This is a genomic window from Streptococcus sp. HMSC065C01 (assembly GCF_001813525.1).
GTDB classification, from domain to species: domain Bacteria; phylum Bacillota; class Bacilli; order Lactobacillales; family Streptococcaceae; genus Streptococcus; species Streptococcus parasanguinis_V.
On sequence record NZ_KV812861.1, the window covers coordinates 8,840 to 9,490 of the forward strand.

Here is a 651-nt window from a genome sequence, read left to right on the forward strand (position 1 = left end):
AGAATATCTAAAACTAAAAGTCATACCTGTACTTGTAGGATTATAAGGATCTAAGGTTATCAAAAGATCAATTCCCCAACCTCTTGCAGCAGCATATTCATATGATTCAGCGTTTACGATATAGAGTTTTTCAATTAAAGAGCCATATCTTGGAATTAATTTTACTAAACTACCAATTGTTCGAAATTGTCGTGCACATTCTTTAACTTCCGAAGGACTTAAATGTCTATAAACATTAGTTACGAGAGCTCGAAACATAGATCTTGACTGTTCTTCATTAATTTCTTTTTATGTTAATTCATTATTTAACTAAATCTTTGGAGGTAATACGTTTTCAAAGCTACTTTTTTACCATAGATTTTGAGCCTTCAACACATATTACTAAGCCAAAAATGCTCTAAATTTTTGAAATTCTAACAAATTACACCCTTGTACATTAGAATCACTTCTTTCTAATTAAAAATTAGATAAAACAGAAATACCATATAGTTAATTAGTATTTTCATCATTTAATCAACTAATCAACTAATCAGCCTTCCCAACATCAAGACCATTGGACTCCTTTTGTGATTGCACTCGAATCTCCAATTGTTTATTCTTCTGAATAAACTGTTGGTAAGGAATTGTATTACTAAACATAAAAACACCTAG

The 651-nt window shown here is 29.8% G+C and carries 2 protein-coding genes; both read right to left on the bottom strand.

Annotated features, from left to right (window positions below; translation table 11 throughout):
- Positions 1 to 258 (bottom strand): hypothetical protein (locus HMPREF2918_RS11440; RefSeq protein ID WP_218108102.1); only part of this gene is annotated, 258 nt, incomplete at its 3' end.
- A 267-nt stretch (positions 259 to 525) separates the two neighbouring features.
- A partial coding sequence (locus tag HMPREF2918_RS11725; RefSeq protein WP_256263214.1) for a PhrA family quorum-sensing system peptide occupies positions 526 to 651 on the bottom strand: 126 nt, incomplete at its 5' end.